The organism is Chlamydia ibidis 10-1398/6 (assembly GCF_000454725.1).
Taxonomy (GTDB): Bacteria; Chlamydiota; Chlamydiia; order Chlamydiales; family Chlamydiaceae; genus Chlamydia; species Chlamydia ibidis.
In genome coordinates, this window is sequence record NZ_APJW01000003.1 from 230635 (window position 1) to 252422 (window position 21788).

Genomic DNA, 21788 nt, shown 5'->3' on the forward strand with positions numbered 1-21788 from the left:
AGGGTATATGTCAACATTTTATGACGTGATAAAACCTAAAACGACACGTCCGCGTCCTCCCATTTGGTTTTTACGCCAAGTGGGAAGATACATGCCTCAATATCAAGAATTAAGAGGATCTCAATCTCTCAAAGCGTTCTTTCACAATACCGACGGAATTACCGAAGCTACTTTGTTAGGTCCCACACTGCTTAATGTAGATGCAGCTATTCTTTTTGCTGATATTTTGTCAATTCTTGATGGCTTCAATATTTCTTATGATTTTTCTCCTGGACCACGAATTAACTTTTCACCAAATAGTCCCTTACATTTCACGGAAAATCCTAAAGAAACCTTCGCCTATCTTCTCGAAGCCATTGCAAATATTACTAAAAGAAGTCCTGTCCCTCTCATAGCTTTTGCAGCATCACCTTTTACTCTGATCAGCTACTTACTGGATGGGGGAGCATCGAAAGACTCATCTACAACCATGGCTTTCATTTATCAATATCCGGATAAGTTTGAAGAACTTTGCAAAGTAATTATTGAAGCAACTACCGTTTACCTTAAAGAGCAAGTATTTGCCGGAGCCTCAGCTATTCAACTTTTTGAATCTTCCAGCTTACGTTTGCCTTCTGCTTTGTTTTCACATTATGTTACAAGACCCAATACAAAACTTATTCGTCGATTAAAGGAAGAAACCCTCGCTCCCATTAGTTTGTTCTGCCGATGTTATAAGGAAGACTTTTTTGATTTATTTTCAACGGGGGCTGATACTTTACATCCGGACTATCACACTGATCTTAAGAGTGTATATAGAGCATTAGAAAATCCAGGTTCTTTACAAGGCAACATTGATCCTGCCTTATTTTTACTTCCTCAGGACAAGTTTTTAAATGAACTTGAAAAATTTATTGCTCCTTTAAAACATAAACCTCTCTATATTCTAAACTCAGGGCATGGAATTTTACCCCAAACTCCTTTAGAAAATGTTCAAGCGGCAGTATTATGTTTAACCTCAATTTTAACTTTTTAGAGGGACTGCATCAACCAGCTCCGAGATATACTAGCTATCCAACAGCTTTGGATTGGGAAACTTCTGACTCTGCTCCTGGATACCTCGCTCTTATGCGATTGAAAGACCTGACGACTCCTTTATCTCTCTATTTTCATATTCCCTTTTGTCAATCTATGTGCCTATACTGTGGGTGCTCTGTAGTCCTTAATAGGAGAGAAGACATCGTAGCACACTATATTGATACTCTAATTCAAGAGATGGAGTTAGTAGTTGCAATAATAGGTGAAAAAAGAAAAATAGCACGGATTCATTTTGGAGGTGGCACCCCTAGTAGATTGTCTCGAACACTGTTTGAAAAACTCTTCCATCATATTCATAGATTATTTGATCTCTCTGATGCTGAAGAAATTGCAATAGAATTTGACCCTCGTTCCTTAAGGAACGATGCTGGGAAAGCTGACTTCTTAAAATCTTTAGGTTTTAATAGGGTAAGTTTAGGAATACAAGATACACAATATGCAGTTCAGGAAGCAGTAAAGAGGCGCCAAACTCACGAAGAATCTTTACAGGCGTATACCCTGTTTCGTGAACTGGGCTTTAAAAGCATCAATATTGATCTTATCTACGGTCTTCCCAAGCAAACTAAAAAGACGTTTGCGCAGACAATTGCTGATATTCTTGCTATGCGTCCCGATAGATTAGCTCTGTTTTCATTTGCCTCAGTACCTTGGATCAAACCTCATCAAAAAGCTATCAAAGCTTCTGATATGCCTTCCATGGAAGAAAAATTCGCCATCTACTCCTATTCACGTCATACACTTACAAAATCAGGATATTATGCTATAGGTCTAGATCATTTTTCCCTACCCCACGATCCTATGAGCATTGCATTTAAAAACAAAACATTGATTCGTAATTTTCAAGGGTATTCTTTACCTCCGGAAGAAGATCTTATTGGTTTTGGTATGAGTGCGACTAGCTTTATACGTGGAATATATTTACAGAATGATAAACAACTAGCTACTTATCAACAAACCATCTCCTCTGGTTCGTTGGCAACTATTAAAAGTAAAATTTTGTCAGAAGATGATCGAATAAGAAAATGGGTTATCCACAAACTCATGTGTACTTTTCACGTTTCTAAAGAAGAATTTGCCATAACTTTTGGTTATAAATTTGATGATTACTTTGCTGATAGTTACGACAGACTCTCCGGCATGGAGCAAACAGGCTTACTCCATAACAGTTCGTCATCAATTGTAGTAACCTCTCTAGGCGAGCTTTTTGTGCGCGTAATTGCTACAGCATTTGATCAGTACTTCCTAAAAACAGTTTCATCTAATTCTCGGTTTTCTCAATCAATATGAAACGAGCAATCATCATAGGAGCAGGAATTTCTGGATTAGCCACAGCATGGTGGCTACACAAAAAATTTCCGAATATTGAAATTACTATTTTGGAGAAATCGACGAGGGTCGGTGGTCTTATGTATACCCACCTTCACGATAATTTCCATCTTGATTTGGGTCCTAAAGGATTTTTAGTTAAACAAGAGGGGAAATATACTCTGAAATTAATCAAAGATTTATCTTTAGAGCATCTTCTTATATTTAGCGAGGCAACAGCGAAAAATCGTTTTGTACATTGCAGAGGAAAAACTAAAAAGATTTCTCCATGGACATTATGCCGTCAAGGCTTACCTCTAGCGATTATAAAAGACTTATTTGCTTCTCGCTATTCTGAAGACAGCTCAGTGAGAGATTTTCTATCCCGACACAGCTCGCAGACACTTATTGATAATATTCTCAGCCCATTCGTTACAGCAATTCGTGCTGGTCATAGTGATATTCTATCAGCACATATGGCATTTCCTGAACTTTCTAGAAGAGAAGCTAAATATGGTTCCTTAATCAGAAGTTTTTTAAAAGAAAAGCCAAGCAAACAACAAACCCCGGGATATTTAGCAACTCTCAAACCTTATTTTGGAATACTTATAGATACTTTAGCACGTAAGATACCCGCAACATGGAGATTTGATTGCCCAGCGAAAAAAATATTATGTTCTTCTTCACAAGTACAAGTGTCAAGCTCATCTGAAACTTTTTATGCCGACCTCGCAATATACACAGGGCCTGGGCATCTCTTGCCATCCCTAATAGATATACCAGGACTATCGCAAGTTGTTTCTAAAACACATTTATGGGATCTATCTTGCATAACTTTGGGATGGAATAAACATATAAAATTACCGTTTGGATATGGTATGCTATTTGCAGATGAGCCACCTTTATTAGGTATTGTCTTTAATTCTCAGGTATTTCCTAAACAATCACCAGGGCAAACCACTTTATCCTTACTAGTAGAAAAGCGTTGGCATGAACAAGATGCCTATGCTTTCTCTATAGCAACAATAGGGACATTCTTAGGAATTACACAACCACCTGATGTGTTCTCATTATTCTCTCCTGAAGAAGGCCTTCCTCAGCATCGTGTGGGATTTCTGGCACAACGAAACTCTGTTATGAAAAATCTACCTAAAAATTTGAAAATTTTAGGACAAAACTTTTATGGCCCAGGAATAAATAGATGCACGGCAGCAGCATACCAAATGGTTGCTAGTCTCTAGTTAAAAATCTCTCACAAAGTAACAGAGTTTTTGGAAGCATCCTCCCGAAATACTTATGACGTTCATGAAGGTAAAATAATCTGTGCTCTACATGATCTAATAACAATTGGCACAAAGATTCCTTATCCTGCAGGTATTCATAAACATAAGACAAGCCTAGAACATATCTAAATTCCAAAAACATCCTATGACGGACATCAGAAACAAGCCGCATACGAAAACAATTATTGGAGAAATAATCCGTTTTGACTTCTTCAAATAACATTTTTGCTCTTTTGATATCCCCAAAATCTAAGCAAGCATCAGCTAGATCCAATTTAATCATATAGTAAACATACGTCCATGCCACTACATTATCTCTAGATAAAGTAACTTGGGAAAATTCATCTAGAGATTTTACTAACCAAGATATTTTAGAAATGGCGGTTGTTTCTGCACAACTTTGTAAATAATAAACTAAAGCAGTCAAAGAAGAGGTGGGGAATAGATTGGGAAATTTGTCTAGGTGAATTAGGGCATCTTCCTGACCAGATAAATAATCCTCCATACTGTACATAAGCAGATAAAGTCTATCCCCGTATAGCCGGGAGTCTAAATCATCAAAATGAGTAGAGGGATAAGGTTCGACTTTTGATTTTGTTACTGACCATATTAATCGCAAAATCGATTGAAGAGACGAATGATCTTCTTTGAAGAACTGCGGCAATGCATTTATAGCTGAGGGATCTGTCTTATACAGAGCTAAATAACAATATCGGATTATATCTTCATAGCTCGAAAATGACAAACAACCCGGTTCAGAATAATAGAGATCATTTTTACGAACATCTAACCACAAGGAAAATAATTTACGATAGTCTGATTCATTAATTTCCCTAAGTACGCTAGTTAAGCATTCCTCTTCAACATGGTCTATGATCTCATTAATCAAACATAACACAGGAGTAGAATAATCTCGTGAACTCCGCACAAACATATCATAAATAAAATCGTGATATATTTGCTCAAGGTCGACATCTACCCCCCCTGCCACACAATTACAAGATTTCATTACTCTAGACTTATTAATAGATGTGTTTAGGAAAGTTCCCCGAATTCTCTGAATTATTTCTTGGTTAATAAAAGATAACGCGATCTCTTTAGAAAATTTCTCAAACTCGTTAACCTTGTTTTGCATTCCTAACACTAAATTCAACCCTAAAGCAGCCTCCTCTCTCCCCCAATTTTTATAAGATTTTAAGAAAAAATCTTCAGCTTCCCTGAGTTTATTTTCGCGACATGCTATGCAACCTAAATATTCATACACCTTACCCAAAGTTGTCCCTAAGTTGATATGAGAATCTAAAAGCAATAAGAATTTATCTTTAGCTTCTGAGTATGAATGGCTAGCATAATAGTAACATGCTAAGAAAAAATTATACTCCCCGTAATAGTGATGATTTGGAAGAAATACCCTCTCACCTAAGGACAATAAGTAGTCCATAGTTTGTAAATCTCCGCGATCTTGACATGTTTGTAAAAGGGTGAAATACGCATATTGAGCTGTTGTAGAGTACAGATATCTTCCCCTATCTATTAGTACTTCAAGTTCACGTATACCTTGATCATAATCCCAAGGAAGTTGGTATAAAGCGTGGGCTAAAAGGACTGTATCTACCTCAGAAGACCGGTTAACGAGTCCGCCAGCAATTTTATCTACCAACCGATCAATAGAATGTCTGTAATCATCCTCAGCTCGACAATACCTTAGTAACAGGTCTCCGAAATCTACGTTTTCCTCAGAAGATTTTCTTAAATGCAATTCTAAAAAGGTCTTTCTTAAAAAATGAGTTTCTATCTCCGAGATATCCGGATGAGGGCTACATGTACCGTCTTCTATACTTTCTTGTAAAAGACTATACAATTTTAAAGCTTCGTCATACTTCCCACATTCTTTCGTTAATAAAATCTCTTGTTTTCGATCTTCATAACTACTATGTAAAGTCATGTTATATAACTTTAACAATAGCTTATCTTCGAGGTTGTTTACCCAATTTAGGGGGATATCTAATTGGGGAATTAAATTTCCTAAAGAAACCTTCTCAGGATTCAACAGCTGCCAAGAAAGCCTGATACTGTTCTTGACATTAGGAGGGATGGTAGCTACTACTAGTAATCTTTTAATTTCATCTTGGCCAGCTGATTTATCTCCTTTCTTCATGATTTTTCTAGCATATTGTTGGACAAGATGACTAATCGTATCCCAGTCTCTAGGAGATAATATCAATTTATCCTCTAGAATACGATCTACAAACTCAGAGAACTCTTTATGGCAACAACTTTCAGATTCTAAAATAGCATGCATATCAGCACAGAAATGCCCAAAAGGGACGTTCTTAGATAAAGCTGCTGCTACACATAATTGCTGACTAAAGCACAGCAACGATAAAACAATTATAAAAGCACGCATATACAATGTGGCGAATAAAACCTCAGATTACTGTTCAGGTAAGACTTCAGAAACTATTCTTTTTATTAAAATTATTAGCTGACTATATCGAGTCTTAAAAAAATTGATATACTTGGCTACTTTTCTCCACCCTTATTTATCCTAGCGAAATACAATTCTAGATACGCTTAACGCACGTAATTGTGAATTACTAAAACGTGAAACACACCCTATTTCCACACCAATATTTAAAATATAAAACAACTCTAAGGGTTCTAAAAAACAAAAAACACTGATCATAGAGTCTTTATCATCCGCTTTTTTTATCTATTCTCAGCATACTTCAAACAAAATTAACATATTGATAAACAAAGAAGAACAGGTGTTATCAAAACTGCCAACTATTCTCGACACAAATTTTTTTGTAAAAAAATGGTTGCATGAATTTGAACAAACAAACTAATTAGAAATTAAAACAGGTAAAAATAGTTTTAAAACAACAACTAGAGGACGCTTTTCATGGCGCTAAAGGATACGGCAAAAAAAATGAAAGATCTTTTGGATAGTATCCAACAAGATCTAGAAAAAGCTGAGAAAGGAAACAAAGCAGCAGCTCAACGGGTTCGTACTGACTCCATTAAACTAGAAAAAGTTGCTAAATTATATAGAAAGGAATCTATTAAAGCTGAAAAAGCTGGTTTAATGAAACGTAAACCCGCTACAAAAACAGCTGCAAAATCTAAAAAAGCTGCGGTAAAAAAATCTACTAAAGCTCCCGTCAAGGCAAAAGCTAAAGTGAAGACCAAAGCAAAATCTCCAGTAAGAAAAGCCCCTGTAAAAACAAAAAAAGTCTCTAGATCTCGCTCTAGAAAATAAAATTCCCTTCTCCTAATTTTTTAGAGGATGTTCCTAAATTTTTTACGATCATCCTCTTTTTTTTTCTAAAAAGCAAAAATACAAGATCTACAAAAATCGTTAAGAAGAGTATCCTCCCTCTGTAGTTTCTTATGATTATATGAATCTTGTAAATACATGGGATGTTCCTTCTCGGACATAAAGAATTGTCGACATTTAAATAGCTGTGGTGGTTGTTCATTCGCACAAACTGACTATTCTTGTTCTTTGAAAGCTAAAGAAGCAATTCTCCACAACCTTTTTTCTCCTCTTATCGTAAAAGACCTTATTTTTCCTGTTATCCCTTGTGAGCCCATTTTACGTGGAAGAAATAAAATTGAGTTTTCCTTTTTTCAGACTGTCAATGGGGAAAAAAGCCTAGGATTCATATCACCTGACAAGCCTAAACGGGGTATCCCTATTTCAGAGTGTCTAATGATCCATGAAGGCGCTATAGAAATCTTGAATCTCACGAGATCTTGGTGGGATAAGCACCCCGAACTAATGGCATATTACCCACCTCTAAATAAAGGCACCCTATGCACCTTAACAGTTCGGTTGGGATCTGACAATAAACAATTCATGGCTATTCTAACAACATCAGCTCGTCCAGAATACGCCATTTCTTCAAACGCTATAGAGTCTTGGAAAACAACCCTTCTTTCTTCTCATCTCCCGATTACTTCCATATTTTGGGAAGAAAAGATCATTCAAAAAGGAGTTCCTACACGTTTTGAGTGCCATTTACTTCATGGAGCGCCTTACATTACGCAAACTCTTACATTCCCAAAAGATCAAAAAAACTCTAACACTTTCCAGATTCGGCCAAAAAGTTTTTTCCAACCACAGCATGTGCAAGCAGCGCGGATCATGGAAATTACAAAAGAATTTATTGAACCAACTGGGGAAGAAACCTTACTCGATCTATACTGCGGCACGGGTACAATTGGAATTATGTTATCCCCGTACGTTAAAAAAGTAATAGGCGTAGAAATAGTCCCAGATGCTATCGACTCTGCAAAACAGAATATTGCTTTGAATCACAAGAATAATATTGAAGTCTTCTTAGAAGACGTCAAAACATTTTGTAAACGCAATGAAACTTCTACTCCTCCTGATGTAATAGTTATTGATCCTCCTCGGTGTGGAATTCAGGCTAAGGTTTTGAAATATATTTTAAGAATTTCGCCTAAAAAGCTTATCTATATATCTTGCAATCCTAAAACACAGTTTGAAGAGTGTTGTCTATTTGTTGAGAATGGGTATTCTATTAAGAAAATGCAACCTATAGATCAGTTCCCACATACAAGTCACCTGGAGAATATTATTTTACTAGAGAGATTAACCTGAGTCTAGGAAAAGCATTGAACCTACGCTTCCTATTATGCTAACCTCTTCTTGATATTAAACCAAGTAAAGGTGGTTGGATGTTCCCACGTTTATTCACAACTCTTTTGTTATTAGTGTCTGCGCCTGCGTTTGCCGAAGCAGAAACTAACCAGGCCAGAGGTATGTTTGCTCAACCTGTAATTATGTTACTCATCGCTGGCTTTTTCTTTTATTTCATCTTGTGGCGCCCTGAGCAAAAGCGTAGAAAAGCAATGGAAAAACGTAAGAATGAACTTGCTAAAGGTGACAAAGTTACAGCTATGGGGATCATCGGAACCATCGATGAGATTCGCGAACACACCGTGATTCTCAATGTAGCTTCTGGAAAAATCGAAATATTGAAAGCTGCTATTTCTGAAGTTCTGAAGCCTGATGGCACCAGAGCGTAACCTGCGATAATGTAGATATTTGCTCTTAGATCACTTTTAGAAATCTGCATTGATTTTTTATAAGCCAAGTTATAACTTGACATTATGATTTATTCACTAAGTCGAGGATTTTTACAATCATGACTTGGCTTTCAGGCTTGTATTTTATCGGAATCGCTAGTTTAGTATTCTGTGCTATAGGATTAATCTTATCGGCTGTGATTCTGGTTTCCCGGAAACTACTTATAAAAACTCATCCTTGTAAACTCAAAATCAATAATGACGAATCGCTAACTAAAGTTGTTAATAGCGGTCGTACCTTACTTTCATCCCTTTTAGATTCGGGTATCGCAATTCCATCTCCTTGTGGAGGCAAAGCAACTTGTAAGCAATGTAAAGTGAGGATTGTAAGCAATGCTGATGAACCACTAGAGACCGATCGCGCAACTTTTTCTAAGCAACAATTAGCACAAGGCTGGCGTCTTTCTTGCCAAACTAGGGTGCAGCATGACATGTCTTTAGAAATAGAAGAACGTTTCCTACATTCATCGACCTGGGAAGGAACTGTCATCTCCAATGATAACGTTGCTACTTTTATTAAGGAACTTGTTGTCAGCATAGATCCTGATCGACCAATTCCATTCAAGCCGGGAGGCTATCTACAAATTACAGTCCCTCCCTACAAAACAAATACGTCTGATTGGAAGCACACCATGTCTCCAGAATACTACGGTGACTGGGAACATTTCCATTTATTTGATCATGTCATTAATCAAGAATCTCTTCCTTATGGATCAGCAAATAAAGCCTATTCTTTGGCCTCCTACCCCGCAGAGCTGCCCATTATTAAATTTAACATTCGGATCGCCACACCACCATTTGTAAACGGTATCCCCAGTAAAGAAATTCCCTGGGGAATATGTTCTTCATACATCTTCTCTTTAAAGGCTGGAGATAAAATTATTCTCTCAGGACCTTATGGTGAATCGTTTATGAAAGAAGACGACCGTCCGGTTATCTTCTTAATTGGTGGCGCTGGTTCATCTTTTGGTCGAAGTCATATTTTAGATCTTCTTTTAAATAAACATACTTCTAGAGATTTGACTCTGTGGTATGGAGCACGATCTTTAAAAGAAAATATCTATCAAGAAGAGTATGAAAAATTAGAGAAAAAATTTCCAAATTTTCATTATCACTTGGTGCTCTCTGAACCACTACCGGAAGATATCGCTGCTGGATGGGATAAAAATAATCCTGAGAAAACAAATTTCTTATTTCGAGCCTTCGAGTTAGGTCAATTAAGCAAGCTGGATAATCCCGAAGATTATTTGTATTATGTATGTGGGCCACCATTACATAATAGCAGCATTCTAAAGTTACTAGAAAATTATGGAGTAGAGCGTTCTTCTATTGTTCTTGATGATTTCGGTAGCTAAATTTAAAATTATCCGTGCTTTCATTAATATATAGCACGGATAACTCATAAGAATCCTAATCCCAATCTCCTCTTACTTGCCTTACTTTCTCAATACGACCGCATAATAATTCATGAAACTTCGCTCAATATATTCGTGTTAAGTAACCATGAAGTTGTAATTTTTCATAGATTCTACTGTTATTCAGTTAATCAAAAAATAAAGACACAGGTAAACGATATGAAGAAAAAGGCACTACAAACAGAAATAATTGACCTGTACAGGATACTAGAAACAATTACTATTATCTTCTAATGATAAAATTAACTCTATGGCTTGTCTGTGTAGATATCAGCTATTTATTTCCACGCAAATATACTTTTAGAAAATCTTTAAGCTAACAAAAGTAGTATCAAACACTCAGACATTCGCAAATACACAATAAAAAGTACATTATAAATACGATTCCGATTGCCCTAAGGAGACATCATCCTAGGATACTAGGAATGTGTAATGAAGATAGATCTAGAGAAAATATAAAAAAATTGAAACAAAAAAAAAGAGAGCAATCTCGCTCTCTTTTGTAAACTCAGTCTGTGACTAAGGACAGATATAAATAAAAGCTTGGCAACGACTTACTCTCCCATACTCTTGTGTATAGTACCATCAGCGATAAAAGGCTTAACTTCTGAGTTCGGAATGGTATCAGGTGTATCCCTTTTTCCATTATCACCAAGCAAAATCTCGTAACGTTATTTCACGTATACTAATAGACGCTTAAGAGGTCTTTAGTATCAACTTACATAAATCGACTTAATTCAAAAGAAAAGCCTATACGGCATTTCATATGATAAAAAACCAAGTCGATGGACTTATTAGTATTGGTAAGCTAAACGCATTACTGCGCGTACACATCCAACCTATCAACCACGTAGTCTACATGGAGTCTCATTGGGATACCTTATCTTGAGGGAGGCTTGGCATTTAGATGCTTTCAATGCTTATCCTTTCCGAACGTAGCTACTCGGCTATGCTTTTGGCAAAACAACCGACACACCATTGGTTCGTCCATTCCGGTCCTCTCGTACTAGGAACAGCTCCTCTCAAGTATCCTGCGCCCACAAAGGATAGAGACCAAACTGTCTCACGACGTTTTGAACCCAGCTCGCGTACCGCTTTAATTGGCGAACAGCCAAACCCTTGGGACCTTCTCCAGCCCCAGGATGCGATGAGCCGACATCGAGGTGCCAAACCGCCACGTCGATATGAACTCTTGGTGGCGATCAGCCTGTTATCCCCGGAGTACCTTTTATCCGTTAAGCGACGGCGATTCCACTTTCCACCGCCGGATCACTAAGCCCGACTTTCGTCTCTGCTTGACTTGTAGGTCTTACAGTCAACCTATTTTATACCTTTACGCTCTACTCGTGATTGCCAACCACGATGAAATAAGCTTTGGGCTCCTCCGTTACTTTTTAGGAGGATACCGCCCCAGTAAAACTGCCCGTCTGGCAATGTCCGTATTCCAGATTCATGGAATTACGTTAGACTCCCAACTTGTTAAGACCAGTATTTCAACGACGACTCCCACTCTCCTGACGAAGAGTGCTCATAGTCTCCTGGCTATGCTACACATAACAAATCAAAAATCAATACCAAAGTACAGTAAAGGTTCACGGGGTCTTTTCGTCCTTTTGCGGGTAAACAGCATCTTCACTGCTACTACAATTTCACCGAGTCTTTCGTTGAGACAGTGCCCAGATCGTTACACCATTCGTGCAGGTCGGAACTTACCCGACAAGGAATTTCGCTACCTTAGCACCGTTATAGTTACGGCGGCCATTCACCAGGGCTTGGGTTCAATGCTTTGCCTTGCGGCTGACATATCCCTTTAACCTTTTGGCATTGGGCAGGCGTCACACCATATACTTCCCCTTAGAGGTTTGCATAGTGCTGTGTTTTTGTTAAACAGTCGCCTGGGCCATTTCTCTGCGGCCTTTCGACGCTCATGTCGCAAAGACAATCACCTCAAAAGGCTCCCCTTATTCCGAAGTTACGGGGATAATTTGCCGAGTTCCTTAACGAAAGTTATCTCGCGCGCCTTAGAATACTCATCTCGCCCACCTGTGTCGGTTTAGGTACGGTCACCATCAACACCTAGAAATTATTTCTTGAAAGCATCGCGCCACGCTATCAGTTCCTCCGAAGATTTCCCTTAACCACAACCTAACCTTATGTTAGCGGATTTGCCTACTAACCAGTCTCATTGTGATACGGACATTTCCAATCGTCCGCGCGCTTAACTTACTCCGTCATTCCATTGGTACAGTTTTAGGTGGTACAGGAATATTTAACCTGTTACTCCATCGTCTACGCATTTGTGCCTCGACTTAGGGGCCGACTAACCCAGGGAAGACGAGCTTGACCCTGGAAACCTTGGGCTTACGGCGAGGAAGATTTTCACTTCCTTTATCGTTACTTATGCCATGGATCTTCACTAGTATCCGCTCCAGCACTCCTTACAGTATACCTTCTCAGCTGAATACTACGCTCTCCTACCGCGCATATTTGCATATGCACCCGCGATGTCGGTTTTATGCTTGAGCCCCGTTTATTATTGGCGCGATGATTCTCGATTGGTGAGCTGTTACGCACTCTTTAAATGATTGCTGCCTCTAAGCCAACATTCCAACTGTCTTAGAATCATCACTTCCTTACTCACTTAGCATAAAATTAGGGACCTTAATCGGCGGTCTGGGCTGTTCCCCTCTCGACAACGAAGCTTAGCCCCCGCTGTCTATCTCCCGGACTCGCTTTTGGTATTCGGAGTTTGATTTCCGTTGGTAAGCCGGTAGGCCCCCGCTAGAATTCAGTGCTCTACCCCCAAAAGCTTAATATCCGAGGCTAACCCTAAAGTTATTTCGGAGAGAACAAGATATCTCCAAGTTTGATTGGCCTTTCACCCCTATTCACAACTCATCCAAACCTTTTTCAACAGGTACTAGTTCGGTCCTCCACATGGTCTTACCCATGCTTCAACCTGGTCATAAATAGCTCACTTGGTTTCGTGTCTAAATCAAACGACTAAACGCTCTATTAAAACTCGCTTTCGCTTCGGCTCCAGAATGTAAATCCCTTAACCTCGCCGTTTAACTTAACTCCCTGGCTCATCATGCAAAAGGCACGCCGTCAACCATAACCCAAAAAGGGTCATAGGTCTTCGACCGCTTATAAGCTACTGGTTTCAGGTTCTATTTCACTCCCTTAACAAGGGTTCTTTTCACCTTTCCTTCACAGTACTGGTTCACTATAGGTCATTGACTAGTATTTAGCCTTGGAGAGTGGTCTCCCCAGATTCAGACTAGGTTTCACGTGTCTAGCCCTACTCAGGTATCGATTAGAGTCTCTTGTTCTTTCGTCTACGGGACTATCACCCTGTATCGTTCAACTTTCCAGAAATATTCAACTAGAACTCAAGATCCCACGTTATCGACCCTACAACCCTGCGCCAAAAAACGCAGTTTAGGCTCCTCCCCTTTCGCTCGCCGCTACACAGGGAATCTCTTTGATTTCTTTTCCTCTGCTTACTAAGATGTTTCAGTTCAGCAGGTGTCGCTTTATACGCCTATGTATTCAACGTATAATGATAGATAATTAATCTATCGGGTTGCCCCATTCGGAAACCTCCGGGTCATAGCTTTATACCAGCTCGCCGAAGATTACTGCAGGTAAACGCATCCTTCATCGCCTGTCAATGCCAAGGCATCCGCCAATAGCTCTTAATAACTTGGTCTGTAAATTTATTGATCCATGCAAGTTAACTTCACCTAAAGACAATATTCTTAAACGTCTATTATTATATGTGAAATATACTTGTTACCATTATTATTTACATAACATACTTGATCACAAACTGAATGTTTTGAAAACAAAAAAACTTAACAATGCAAAAGAAATAGAATGCAAGTCTTATAAAACACTTGCCCAACCTAGTCGGACTATCTGTAAAAATAGTCGTCCTTATCCTTAAAAGGAGGTGATCCAGCCCCACCTTCCGGTAGGGCTACCTTGTTACGACTTCATCCCAGTCATCAGCCTCACCTTGGGCGCCTCTCTCCTAAAAAGGTTGAGTCAACGACTTAAGGTAAAACCAACTCCCATGATGTGACGGGCGGTGTGTACAAGGCCCGGGAACGTATTCACGGCGTTATGGCTGACACGCCATTACTAGCAATTCCGACTTCATGTAGTCGAGTTGCAGACTACAATCCGAACTGGGGCCAGCTTTTAGGATTTGCTCCATCTCGCGATCTTGCTACCTTCTGTACTGGCCATTGTAGCACGTGTGTCGCCCTGGGCATAAGGGCCATGCTGACTTGACGTCATCCTCGCCTTCCTCCTGGTTAACCCAGGCAGTCTCGTTAGAGTTCCCACCCTAAGTGCTGGCAACTAACGATAAGGGTTGCGCTCGTTGCGGGACTTAACCCAACACCTCACGGCACGAGCTGACGACAGCCATGCAGCACCTGTGTATCTGTCCTTGCGGAAAACGACATTTCTGCCGCGATCAAATACATGTCAAGCCCAGGTAAGGTCCTTCGCGTTGCATCGAATTAAACCACATGCTCCACTGCTTGTGCGGGCCCCCGTCAATTCTTTTGAGTTTCACCCTTGCGAGTGTACTCCTCAGGCGGCATACTTAACGCGTTAGCTCCGACACGGATGGGGTTGAGACCATCCACATCAAGTATGCATCGTTTACGGCAAGGACTACCAGGGTATCTAATCCTGTTTGCTCCCCTTGCTTTCGCGCCTCAGCGTCAGGAATAAATTAGAAAAGCGCCTTCGCCACTGGTGTTCTTCCACATATCTACGCATTTCACCGCTACACGTGGAATTCCCTTTTCTCCATCTAACCTCTAGAAAGATAGTATTAGATGCCTGTTTGGAGTTGAGCTCCAAGATTTAACATCTAACTTTCCTTTCCGCCTACACGCCCTTTACGCCCAATAAATCCGATTAACGCTAGCACCCTCCGTATTACCGCAGCTGCTGGCACGGAGTTAGCCGGTGCTTCTTTACCTGGTACGCTCAAATCAATTGGATATTAGCCAATCTCTCTTATTCCCAGGCGAAAGTGCTTTACAACCCTAAGGCCTTCATCACACACGCGGCGTCGCTTCGTCAGACTTTCGTCCATTGCGAAAGATTCTCGACTGCAGCCTCCCGTAGGAGTCTGGGCAGTGTCTCAGTCCCAGTGTTGGCGGTCAATCTCTCAATCCGCCTAGACGTCAAAGCCTTGGTAGGCCATTACCCCACCAACAAGCTGATATCCCATAGACTCTCCCTCAACCAAAAGGTCCGAAGATCCCCTTCTTTAATATATCTTAGATGCCTAAAATACACCACATTCGGTATTAGCGACCGTTTCCAATCGTTATTCCCAAGTTGAGGACAGATTATCTATGTATTACTAACCCTTCCGCCACTAAACAACAACCGAAGCTGTTGTTCCGTTCGACTTGCATGCCTCATCCACGCCGCCAGCGTTCAATCTGAACCAAGATCAAATTCTCAGAAAAAAAATAAACTTCAAAAATTAACGGATTTTTAAAAAATCCTCACAAGCATTTTATATTACTGGCCTGCATTCTATCTCATTTGCATTGTTAAGAAGAACGTCCTGAAAGATCTCAAGACCTTCGTTGCTCACCCTCATCGCTGTGCGGGTTGTTCATTCTTTCGTGTCTCGCACTCAAGAAGAAATCAACAATCTATCGAAAACAGGATTTTTTATGCAACCTATTTGCACATTTTATTTTTTTCTGTCTCGAAATCAAATCCGCAAAAAACACCTCTACACATACCTATGAGGGCAAAAATAATGAGATAAAAAATCTTAATTTTTTTTGTTTTTACTGTGTTTGCGTTTCATCCTCAGATCCACTAAACATCTCCTGTTTTATTCCAAAAATTGCCTACATTAGTTTGCACAATACACATGGAACCACCTCTTGTTTAGAAATAAAAATTGACAAATCAAAAATTCCTAAATCTCTTAATTTTTTGACTTGGATAAATATTGTCTTGGGGATAATATTCCTGTTTTTCAGTTCCATGGCGAACGTAGCTCAGTTGGTTAGAGCGTCGGATTGTGGTTCCGAAGGTCGCGGGTTCAAACCCCGTCGTTCGCCCTCTTTTATCTTCTTTTTTTCTTTTGTCCTTCTTGATATAACCAAATATTTAGAATAAAGTGATTCCTAATAAAACCTTGGTTTTTTCATGGCAAAAGAGCGACAAAAACCTAAGTTTCGCCTATTTCGAGCAATTTCTTCTACGGTTAGGGCTAGCACCTACCTAGTTCTCGCTTGTTTTTCTGGACTTAGTTTATGGAGTTTCCACAGCAACCAACCATGTACACAAAATTGGATCGGATTGTTGGGCTGGTCTTTGAGTTCCTTTCTAGTTTATTTTTTTGGTGCCGCATCTCTTTTGATTCCTCCATATTTTTTGTGGCTAGCACTATTAAATCTACGCAGAACACCGACAACGATACTTAGAAAGAAAGCTCTTGCTTTTGCAGCTTTGCCCTTATGTAGTGCCATCCTGTTATCTATGCTTTCACCTGCAACGATATTACCTCGAGCTTTAGATACACGTTTGCCTAAAATCATCGTTGGTTTGAATCCTCCCGTATCTTATCTGGGTGGTATTCCATTTTATATTCTTTATGCTGGGCAAAGTTTATGTTTAAAAAACTTAATCGGCTCTGTTGGAACTGCTCTAATCTTTTCCTCTATTTTTCTTTTTTCTATTTTCTACTTATTCGGCGGATTCGAACTTGTTAAAAAAAAAATTATTCAAAAATTTTTCAAAAAAAAGTTGGAAAATTTTTTTCATTTGTTAACAAGTTGTTTCAAAAAACTTACTGACAAAAAGACATACTTGCCCAGACCGTCTATGAAAATATCGCCTACAATGGGCACTAATAGACCGTCTCAAAAAAAAGCTGCAATGCCAATAGTGTCGCTACCTGTAGAAAATAGCGACCTTGAAGGAGTATCTCCGGTTACCTTTGAACCATCGAGATCTCCTACGATTTTTCTAACACCTCATCCACAAAAACGCACTCTATCCACCTTCCCCAAGCATGATAATGCGTTAGAAAAAAGTTCAAAAATTACTCCTTTACCTCAAACCTTAATACTGCCTAACAAAAAATCATCCAAGCCCTCTTCTGCCAACTTTAACATCATACCTGAAGAAACTTTAGGGTTACCCCAATATCACCTTTTGAGTAAGACTGATGATTCTGAACCAGAGTCATTACGAGAGGAATTGGAAAAGAAAGCTCTGCTTTTGGCACAAACTTTAGAAAGTTTTGGAATCGATGCAGATATAGGAAACATCTGTTCTGGGCCCACACTTGCCGCATTTGAAGTCTTACCTAGAACTGGGGTAAAGGTACAAAAAATTAAAGCATTGGAAAATGATATAGCCTTAAATTTACAAGCATCTAGCATACGAATTATTGCTCCAATTCCAGGGAAAGCTGCTGTAGGGATTGAGATTCCTAATCCGCACCCACAGCCTGTTAACTTTAGAGACTTGTTAGAGGATTACCAAAAGCAAGAGCAAAAACTTCAGATACCTCTGTTACTAGGAAAAAAAGCTAATGGGGATAATTTTTGGGCAGATCTTGCTACAATGCCACATCTTATCATTGCAGGGACTACAGGATCAGGAAAATCTGTCTGTATTAATACGATTGTCATGTCCATTATCATGACCTCTTTACCATCTGATATTAAATTGGTGATAGTAGATCCTAAAAAAGTAGAGCTCACCGGTTATTCACAACTCCCACACATGCTAACTCCAGTAGTAACAGAATCGCGAGACGCTCATAGTGCTCTAATGTGGCTAGTTAAAGAGATGGAACTACGTTATGAAATCTTAAGATTCTTGGGGTTACGCAATATTCAAGCATTCAACGCGCGCGTAAGAAATTTGGACATCGAATCCTCGTATGATAAAGAAATTCCCGAAAAGATGCCCTTTATTGTAGGGATTATTGATGAGCTATCAGATCTACTTTTATCTTCATCTCAAGATATAGAGACTCCAATTATTCGCTTAGCACAAATGGCTAGAGCTATCGGGATTCATTTAATTTTGGCAACACAAAGACCTTCTCGAGATGTGATTACAGGATTAATCAAAGCAAACTTTCCCTCAAGGATTGCTTTCAAAGTGGCAAATAAAGTAAATAGTCAAATTATTATTGATGAACCTGGTGCTGAGAACCTCATGGGCAATGGAGATATGTTAGTAGTTTCTCCTTCTGCATTTGGTGCTGTCAGAGCTCAAGGAGCTTATATTCGTGATGATGACATCAATAAAGTTATTAAAGATCTCTGCTCTCGATTTCATACAAAATATGTTATACCTTCATTCGATACTTACGAAGACTTTTATAGCGATGGGGATATCGAACGGGATCCGTTATTCAATCAAGCAAAAAACTTAATTCTACAAACTGGCAACGCCTCTACAACTTTCTTACAGAGAAAACTTAAAATTGGTTATGCTAGGGCTGCGAGTTTGATAGATCAACTCGAAGAAGCGCGTATTATTGGCCCCTCAGAAGGCGCTAAACCCAGACAAATACTAGTGCAACTTCCTCCACAAGAAGGATAATAATTTATGGAAGGTTTTTTCCCTTTAGCTTCCGGCTCCAAAGGGAACTGTACCTATTTGGGAACAGCATCCACCAAAATTCTAATAGATCTCGGCATTAGTAAACAACAAGTGACCCGAGAGCTTCGCGCTATGGACATTCATCCGGAAGATATTCAGGCTATTTTTGTTTCTCATGAACACTCCGATCACATATCTGGAATCAAGAGTTTTATTAAAACTTACAACACTCCAATTGTTTGCAACTTAGATACCGCCCGTAATCTGAGGCAAATTTTAGATATACAACCTAATTTTCATATTTTTTCCACCGGCACAACCTTTTCATTTCACGACTTAAAAATCCGAACTTTTAACGTCTCTCATGATACTGTAGATCCTGTGGGTTACGTTTTCCACTATCACGAAGAAAAATTGGGATTTTGTACAGATTTAGGTTGCGTTACATCTTGGATTACCCATGAACTTTATGACTGTGATTATCTAATAATAGAATCTAACCATGATCCAGAAATGGTTCAGCAGTCACGTAGAGCTGAGGTGTACAAAAAACGAGTGTTAAGCAAACTTGGACATATTTCTAACCAAGAGTGTGGATTTTTGTTGCAAAAAGTACTTACGCCTAAGATAAAAAGAATTTATTTAGCACATTTATCGAACGAGTGTAATACACCTGAGCTAGCATTATCAGTAACTTCGTCTGCTGTAGAACATATCGCTTCCTTCCCTTTTATAGTAGCTAAAGCTAGTGAAATGTCTGAGCCTACATATTTTTCATCTTTGATTAACATATGAAAAACTTTTCGGTTTCCCCCTGGTATATTTCTCTGAATGGCGACTGGAAGAAGAGCATTCCGTACTCTATAGAGAGAGCTGAAAAATTGCTGAATTTTTCTTTTCTTCCTTTTCTTACATTCCCCGATTGGAAAGTAGAAGAAAAAGTGCGCAGGCTCTGCCGTAAAGCAGAAAAAAGGTGCTCCATCACTCCCTTATCCAAATGGCTTGGGCAATTGCATAATAATGATTTAACTTCTCCTCCAAGTCCTCCTATCACTATATGCTGGATAAATTCGTATATTGGTTATGGTGTTTTTGCTCGTCAACATATTCCTGCCTGGTCATATATTGGAGAATATACTGGTTTACTTCGTCATCGGCAAGCATTGTGGCTAGATGAGAATGACTATTGTTTCCGTTATCCATTACCATTGTTATCCTGGCGCTATTTCACGATAGATAGTGGCTACCAGGGTAACTTTACAAGATTTATTAACCACAGTGATAAACCCAATGTTGAAGCTATAGGAGCCTTTCACGATGGGCTGTTCCATATAATTATACGATCTATAAAAACAATCGAAGCGGGCGAAGAACTATGTTATCACTACGGCCCGCTCTACTGGAAGCATAGGAAAAAACGAGACGAGTTTATTCCCGAGGAAGAGTAGCTTCAGCTTTGCTCATAGACCCCCATGAGTTCAGCAGTTGCTACGACATGCCCCTCCATTATCTCCAATAATTGATCACGAGAGACATTTTCTGCTTCTGGAAGGATAGTATCTAAAGCATAGAGATAGAAAAAGTAACGATGCTTTTTATCTGGTGGGCATGGTCCTTGATAGCAAGCTTTACCAGAGGTATTCAACCCTTGAATTGCAAAAATATTTGCACCCTCAGCGAGATTGGTAATGGAAGGAGACAGATTGTATACTACCCAATGGATCCAAAGGCCGTCTGGACGTATGTTCTTTGGAACATCTGGATCTTCCACGATTAGAGCAAGACTGGCCGCCGAACTAGGCACATCTACGAAAGTCAAGGGAGGAGAAACTTCAACTCCTTGACACGTATACTTCCTAGGAATAGGATGACCGTAAGCAAATGCTGGCGATAGTAATTCCACAGGTAATCTCCTTGAGAAATTTAGTTTATGCTAATGATTTGCTTATGATTGTCTTTTAACGCAACAATTTCCTTATTTGTTGATGATATATCTTTAAAAAGGGCGATTAGTGAAATGCAGTTCAATATGACCATCCCTGCAAATCCTGAGTCAGAGAGCGCCCAAATGAAACGCATTTCTAACACTCCTCCCAAAGGAATCATCAAGATGAAAAGTAGCTTCAGAATAAGATTGGCCCGTCTTCCCGAAATCATATACTCTAAACTTTTTTCTGCACAAGCAAACCACGTTAATACTGTTGTGTAACCAAATAAAGCCATAGCCAGAATAACTACTAGACCTCCACAGGAACCTAAACTAGACTGGAAAGCGTGCAAAACCATGAGGGTCCCTTCTTTACCAGAGATATGAGCACCAGAAACAATCAGGACTAGCATAGTCATAGAACAAACAGCCATCACGATTACAGGAGGTAATAGAGTAACCAGACCATCAATAACAGGATTATTACTACGTGAATTAGATTGCAAAATAGATACCATACCACTACCGCAATCTGTTGCCATAATCGCACGACTCATACCTGTTGATATCACTTGTGCAAGAGTGTATCCTCCTAATCCTGCAATAGCTGCTTTAGTACCGAATGCTGAAGATAAGATTAATTTCAGTGCTGGGAAAATTTGAGCACTATGTATCCATAAAATACTACAACAAGAAAGAACATAGAAGCCCGCAATAAAAGGGATTACTCGTGCTGAAAATCTAAGAATACGATTGTTCCCGCCAATTAGCACTGGGAAAATTGCTGCAGCTAAAAGTAAACCTATAACAATTTTCATGCCAATATTTTGCGAGCATAGAGGAACTATACAGTTAATTTGCGCAAGATTTCCTGCGGAGAAAGCCGTGACCAATGTAAATAAGCAAAATAAGCCTGCTAAGCACTTACTTCGCATACCATAAGCAAGACATGCAATTGGGCCACCGATAAACTCTCCCTTATTGCTACCTTCCTTTCGATACTTGGAACCTAAAAAAGAGCCAGAATACTGTACAATGGCACCC

13 protein-coding genes, 1 tRNA gene and 3 rRNA genes are annotated in these 21788 nt (G+C 39.3%); 11 read left to right on the forward strand and 6 right to left on the reverse strand.

All coding sequences use genetic code 11. From position 1 onward, the window contains the following. The first annotated feature begins 7 nt into the window (after positions 1–7). From hemE to H359_RS04525, 3 genes are read left to right on the forward strand one after another with little or no spacing between them, the layout of a single operon-like run. Positions 8–1015: a uroporphyrinogen decarboxylase gene (hemE, locus tag H359_RS04515; protein ID WP_020370576.1), complete on the forward strand. Its 1008-nt coding sequence runs from the start codon at positions 8–10 to the stop codon at positions 1013–1015. Further along, positions 988–2364: an oxygen-independent coproporphyrinogen III oxidase gene (gene hemN, locus H359_RS04520; protein ID WP_020370577.1), complete on the forward strand. Its 1377-nt coding sequence runs from the start codon at positions 988–990 to the stop codon at positions 2362–2364. Before hemE ends, hemN begins: the two co-directional genes overlap by 28 nt. Beyond that, positions 2361–3623: a protoporphyrinogen oxidase gene (locus H359_RS04525; protein ID WP_020370578.1), complete on the forward strand. Its 1263-nt coding sequence runs from the start codon at positions 2361–2363 to the stop codon at positions 3621–3623. Before hemN ends, H359_RS04525 begins: the two co-directional genes overlap by 4 nt. On the opposite strand, the gene H359_RS04530 is transcribed toward H359_RS04525, so the two are convergent. Beyond that, entirely contained in the window at positions 3613–6072 is a 2460-nt protein-coding gene (locus H359_RS04530; RefSeq protein ID WP_021119604.1) for a hypothetical protein, read from the reverse strand. The two genes, H359_RS04525 and H359_RS04530, sit on opposite strands and share 11 nt — an antisense overlap. 498 nt (positions 6073–6570) lie before the next feature. On the opposite strand from H359_RS04530, the gene hctA reads away from it, so the two are divergent. The 4 genes from hctA (at position 6571) to nqrF (ending at position 10138) form a co-directional block, all read left to right on the forward strand. Further along, positions 6571–6927, forward strand: coding sequence for a histone H1-like protein HctA (hctA, locus tag H359_RS04535; RefSeq protein WP_020370581.1), 357 nt, complete (start codon positions 6571–6573; stop codon positions 6925–6927). A 156-nt stretch (positions 6928–7083) separates the two neighbouring features. Continuing rightward, the gene (gene rlmD / locus H359_RS04540; protein ID WP_020370583.1) at positions 7084–8295 is read left to right on the forward strand and encodes a 23S rRNA (uracil(1939)-C(5))-methyltransferase RlmD; all 1212 of its coding nucleotides are present in this window, start codon (positions 7084–7086) and stop codon (positions 8293–8295) included. Positions 8296–8372: 77 nt separating this feature from the next. Beyond that, entirely contained in the window at positions 8373–8723 is a 351-nt protein-coding gene (gene yajC / locus H359_RS04545) for a preprotein translocase subunit YajC (RefSeq protein ID WP_020370584.1), read from the forward strand. 119 nt (positions 8724–8842) lie between these two features. Next, a complete protein-coding gene (gene nqrF / locus H359_RS04550) occupies positions 8843–10138 on the forward strand; it encodes an NADH:ubiquinone reductase (Na(+)-transporting) subunit F (RefSeq protein WP_020370585.1) in 1296 nt (431 codons plus the stop codon). Between the two features lie 601 nt (positions 10139–10739). Here nqrF and rrf read toward each other — a convergent pair. The 3 genes from rrf to H359_RS04565 all read right to left on the reverse strand — a co-directional run bounded on the left by rrf (position 10740) and on the right by H359_RS04565 (position 15699). Next, positions 10740–10854 (reverse strand): 5S ribosomal RNA (gene rrf, locus H359_RS04555). A gap of 117 nt (positions 10855–10971) precedes the next feature. Beyond that, positions 10972–13910: ribosomal RNA gene (locus H359_RS04560) — 23S ribosomal RNA — on the reverse strand. A gap of 236 nt (positions 13911–14146) precedes the next feature. Then, positions 14147–15699, reverse strand: a 16S ribosomal RNA gene (locus H359_RS04565). Together the 16S, 23S and 5S rRNA genes form the textbook arrangement of a ribosomal RNA operon. A gap of 538 nt (positions 15700–16237) precedes the next feature. Between H359_RS04565 and H359_RS04570 the strand changes: the two genes are divergently transcribed. The 4 genes from H359_RS04570 (at position 16238) to H359_RS04585 (ending at position 20265) form a co-directional block, all read left to right on the forward strand. Then, positions 16238–16311: transfer RNA gene (locus H359_RS04570), tRNA-His, on the forward strand. An 88-nt stretch (positions 16312–16399) separates the two neighbouring features. Then, positions 16400–18817, forward strand: a complete 2418-nt coding sequence (locus H359_RS04575) for a DNA translocase FtsK (protein WP_020370586.1) — start codon at positions 16400–16402, stop codon at positions 18815–18817. A gap of 6 nt (positions 18818–18823) precedes the next feature. Then, positions 18824–19612 carry an MBL fold metallo-hydrolase gene (locus H359_RS04580; RefSeq protein WP_020370587.1) on the forward strand — a complete coding sequence of 263 codons (789 nt, stop codon included), beginning with the start codon at positions 18824–18826 and terminating at the stop codon, positions 19610–19612. Further along, positions 19609–20265, forward strand: coding sequence for an SET domain-containing protein (locus tag H359_RS04585; RefSeq protein ID WP_020370588.1), 657 nt, complete (start codon positions 19609–19611; stop codon positions 20263–20265). Before H359_RS04580 ends, H359_RS04585 begins: the two co-directional genes overlap by 4 nt. Positions 20266–20267: 2 nt before the next feature. Here H359_RS04585 and H359_RS04590 read toward each other — a convergent pair whose 3' ends face one another. Further along, positions 20268–20720 (reverse strand): YbhB/YbcL family Raf kinase inhibitor-like protein, encoded by a 453-nt coding sequence (locus tag H359_RS04590; protein WP_020370589.1) that lies wholly within the window; start codon positions 20718–20720, stop codon positions 20268–20270. Between the two features lie 20 nt (positions 20721–20740). After that, the coding region (locus H359_RS04595) for an alanine:cation symporter family protein (RefSeq protein ID WP_021119600.1) at positions 20741–21788 on the reverse strand (1048 nt) is incomplete at its 5' end.